The organism is Candidatus Cloacimonadota bacterium (assembly GCA_034661015.1).
GTDB lineage: Bacteria > Cloacimonadota > Cloacimonadia > JGIOTU-2 > JGIOTU-2 > JAYEKN01.
In genome coordinates, this window is the sequence record JAYEKN010000108.1 from 1 (window position 1) to 3,991 (window position 3,991).

Here is a 3,991-nt window from a genome sequence, read left to right on the forward strand (position 1 = left end):
ATTAATTAGAAAATGGGAGTTAACATCACAATTTAAAATTCCCATTTTCTATTTCCAAATTTTGATAGGAGAAAAATGTTAATAGACATTAAAGGTAAAGATATTATCACAACACAAGAGTTAGAAGTTTCTGATCTAAAAGGAATCTTAAAATTAGCACACAGAATGAAAAAAGACAGATATGGAAAAGAATTCAATACTCTAATGAAAGACAAAACTTTTATAATGTTCTTTTTCAATCCCTCTCTTAGAACGAGGATTTCATTCGAAGCAGCTGCCACGGAACTAGGCGGACACGCCCAATTTATTGAGCCGAAAACCTTACGTCTAAAAAAAACCAAAGATGGTGTGGAAGTCCAGGCAGGTGAAACGATAGAAGACGCTGCAAAAGTTCTCGACCGTTATGCCAGTGGTATGGGAATACGAATTCTAGAAACTGCGGTGGAAAATTATGGAGATGGAAACGCACTTATTCGCGAATATGCAAAGTGGATGAAAATTCCCATATTTAATATGGCTGGCGATAAATATCACCCTTGTCAGGGATTATCAGATGTAATGGGAATGGAAGAACATAAAGGAAACTTGAAAGGCAAAACACTCCTTATGACTTGGGGACACGGTTCCCTCGCTCGTTCCTATTGCTCTGTGCAAGAAAATATGCAAATCAGCTCACGTTTGGGAATGAATGTCCGTTTGGCTCATCCGAAAGGATATGACTTACCGGAAGAAGAAATTGAAAAAGTGAAAAGAAATTGCGAAGCAAATGGAATGAAATTCGAACTGACAAATGATCCTGATAATGGATATGCCGATGACGTAGATTTTGTCTATTCTCGTAACTGGTTTGGTCCCGATTTTTATAAAATCGGTAAACAAGCCGAAATCGAAAGAGCAAGCAAAAAAACCGAATGGGTTTGTAATGAAAAGAGAATGAAAAGAACCAATAATGGCTTGTTTGTTCATCCGATGCCTGTGGATAGAGGAAAAGAAGTTACAGATGAAGTTGCCAGCGGACCTCGCTCTATCATTGTAGATATTGCGGAAAATAGATTGCATATTCAAAAAGCACTAATGGCTATGTCTATCGCCGGGAAAAAAGTAAAAATTTAAAATTATTAGGAGAAATATTCTATGAAAAAGGAAAATAAAAAGCTGATCGTAATCGCCTTAGGTGGAAATGCGATCAAAAAATCAGAAGAAAAAGGAACCTTAGAAGAGCAGCTCAAAAATGTTCAAATGACCTGTAAGCAATTAGTAAAAATCAACAAATTGGGATACAAACAAATCATCACTCACGGAAATGGTCCCCAAGCAGGAAATTTGCTAATCCAACAGGAAGAAGGAATTCCCCTCGTTCCTTCCCAACCGCTTGATGTTATCGGCTCAATGACTCAAGGACAGATCGGATATATGTTCCAGAACACACTTCGAAATTATTTCTTGAAAATAGGCAAAAATATTCCAATCACAACAGAAATTACCCAAGTTCTTGTTGACAAAAACGATCCTGATTTTGATGATCCCTCCAAACCGGTGGGACCTTTTTATACCAAAGAAAACGCTTTAAAATTACAAAAAGAAAAGGGATATATCGTAAAAAAAGTTAAACCAAATGGTGAAAAAACTTGGCGGCGAGTCGTTCCATCCCCTGAACCCATTGATATTATTGAAGCGGATTGTATCAAGGCTCTTGTAGCTGCCCGGGCAATTATTATTGCTGCCGGGGGCGGTGGAGTGCCGGTTATGAAAACAGCAAATGGAACTTACAAAGGTTTGGAAGCGGTAATAGATAAAGACAAAGTCGGAAACATACTCGCTCAAATTGTGGATGCGGATATCTTTTTGATCCTGACCGATGTTCAATTTGCTTATATAAATTACGGGCAAAAAAATGAAGAAGCTCTCAAAAAAATTACTTTGGAAAAAGCAGAAGAACTTTTTGGAGCCGGGCAATTTTTAGCCGGTAGTATGGGACCAAAGATTCAAGCTGCTATCCGATTTGTAAAATCCGGTGGAGATAAGGCAATTATTACTTCCCTTGACCATGCTGTGGATGCACTCGAAGGCAAGACTGGAACGATTATAACAAAATGAAGGATTCATTAGAAAATAAATTGTTTAGAGAAAACAAATCAAATCCAAATTCCAGTTATTTTTACAAATGTTCCACATGCAAAAAAAAATGGAAGCCAGATTTTATCGAACAAAACGATCATTATTTATGCCCGGATTGTTATTCTCAAAACGAATTGGGGATGCCATTAAAAGGCGTTTTACAAGTTTTCTACGACTATGAATTTCTCAAATCGAAATACTCCAAAGGATTTTTTGAAACTATCAATCCCGGAAATATATTTCTTTATCCTGATCTTCTCCCTTTGAAAAGCGGAAACGATTTTTCGCTATTTTCATCTCTCCAGCTCCCCTCCCATTCCCTCCATAAAATCCAAAAAATTAAAGACAACCAAATTTTCTTATTGGATGAAACTCACAACCCGACTTTTTCATATAAAGATAGAGCCTCGGTATTAGTGGCAGCAAAAGCAATCGAATTGGACAAAAAAACCATCTGCACTGCATCCACTGGAAATGCTGCAACTTCCCTCGCTGGAATTTGTGCCAGACTTGGACTTAAATCAAAAATTTTTGTGCCGAAATCTATTCCAAAAGAGAAATTGCTTCAATTACAAATTTACGGAGCTGGCATAATAAAAGTTGATGGCACTTATGATGATACCTTTGATTTGGCGATTGAAAAATCACAAAAAAATGGTTGGTACAACCGCAACACGGCATATAATTCCCTTACAATAGAAGGAAAAAAGTCTGGTGCTTTTGACATCTTTATGCAGATGAATTATTCAGCACCGGATATTGTTTTTGTACCTTCGGGTGACGGAGTTATCCTTGCTGGAATTTATAAAGGCTTTTACGACCTTTTGCAATTAGACTTGATTAAAAAAATCCCCCAAATAATTGCCACACAGGCAGAAGGAAGTTCAGCAATTGTGGATTTTTTGAACACGGGTGAATTTATCTTAAAATCATCTAAAACAGTTGCAGACAGCATATCTGTGGATGCGCCCCGAAACCTTTATCTGGCTGCCGATTGCATCCAAAAAAGCAAGGGAAACGGGATTAAAATTACTGATAATGAAATATTAAAAGCAGAAAAATATCTTGGCAAAAACTTAGGTATTTTCGTGGAACCGTCTGCTGCAGCTGCTTGGGCTGGTTTCAAAAAATATATTAATCAAAACAATGTTTCAAATAAAAAAATAGTTATCCTGCTTACAGGTTGCGGATTAAAAGATTCTAAATCCGCTGAAAAAGCTGTTTCACTCCCCATTTAAAAATGTGTTTTCAACTACAATGATCCAAAAAAAAATCTATGCAATAATACTTGCGGCCGGATATTCTTCCAGATTTTCTATTTTCAAACCTTTGGCAAAATATAAAAGCAAATACTTCATCATTAATATTATTGAAAATCTTTGTTTATATTGCGATGAAATTGTGATTGTTACAGGTTATAAATCCGAGTTTTTAAAAGAGAAAACTGAGAAGGCTTTAATTGATCCAGAAATCAAATCCAAACTAAGGTTTGTTTATAATGAACATTTCCCTGCCGGAATGTTTTCTTCCGTTCAAACTGCTGCAAAATATCTGAATAGAAAAATTGATAACGATGATTGGATTTTGCTTCATCTTGTTGACCAACCGCATATTCCGAAACAAGTTTATAAACGATTGATCCTCTCAACCGAAACTTCAAAAAATGAAATTATTATCCCGAGTTACGAAATGCATTCAGGGCATCCGATATTATTTCGCAAAGAGGTTGTCAAAAAAATTATTTCTTCAACTACTGCAAAAACACTGAAAGATATTATAAAAAAATTTTCAATCGAATATATTTCTGTCGAACAAAAGCAAATTCTTCAGGACGTGGATCTGGATGAGGATGTTGCGAGATTTTTGTAAATTA

The 3,991-nt window shown here is 36.1% G+C and carries 4 protein-coding genes; all 4 read left to right on the forward strand.

The window, feature by feature from the left end; genetic code table 11:
* The first annotated feature begins 75 nt into the window (after nt 1–75).
* The 4 genes from U9P79_04400 to U9P79_04415 are packed head-to-tail and all read left to right on the forward strand — an operon-like array spanning nt 76 to nt 3,987.
* The gene (locus tag U9P79_04400) at nt 76–1,113 is read left to right on the forward strand and encodes a hypothetical protein (GenBank protein ID MEA2103868.1); all 1,038 of its coding nucleotides are present in this window, start codon (nt 76–78) and stop codon (nt 1,111–1,113) included.
* Between the two features lie 21 nt (nt 1,114–1,134).
* A complete protein-coding gene (arcC, locus tag U9P79_04405; GenBank protein MEA2103869.1) occupies nt 1,135–2,097 on the forward strand; it encodes a carbamate kinase in 963 nt (320 codons plus the stop codon).
* Nucleotides 2,094–3,356 carry a pyridoxal-phosphate dependent enzyme gene (locus U9P79_04410; protein MEA2103870.1) on the forward strand — a complete coding sequence of 421 codons (1,263 nt, stop codon included), beginning with the start codon at nt 2,094–2,096 and terminating at the stop codon, nt 3,354–3,356. The genes arcC and U9P79_04410 overlap by 4 nt, the downstream gene beginning before the upstream one ends.
* Nucleotides 3,357–3,375: 19 nt before the next feature.
* Nucleotides 3,376–3,987, forward strand: coding sequence for an NTP transferase domain-containing protein (locus U9P79_04415; GenBank protein ID MEA2103871.1), 612 nt, complete (start codon nt 3,376–3,378; stop codon nt 3,985–3,987).
* Nucleotides 3,988–3,991 lie beyond the last annotated feature (4 nt).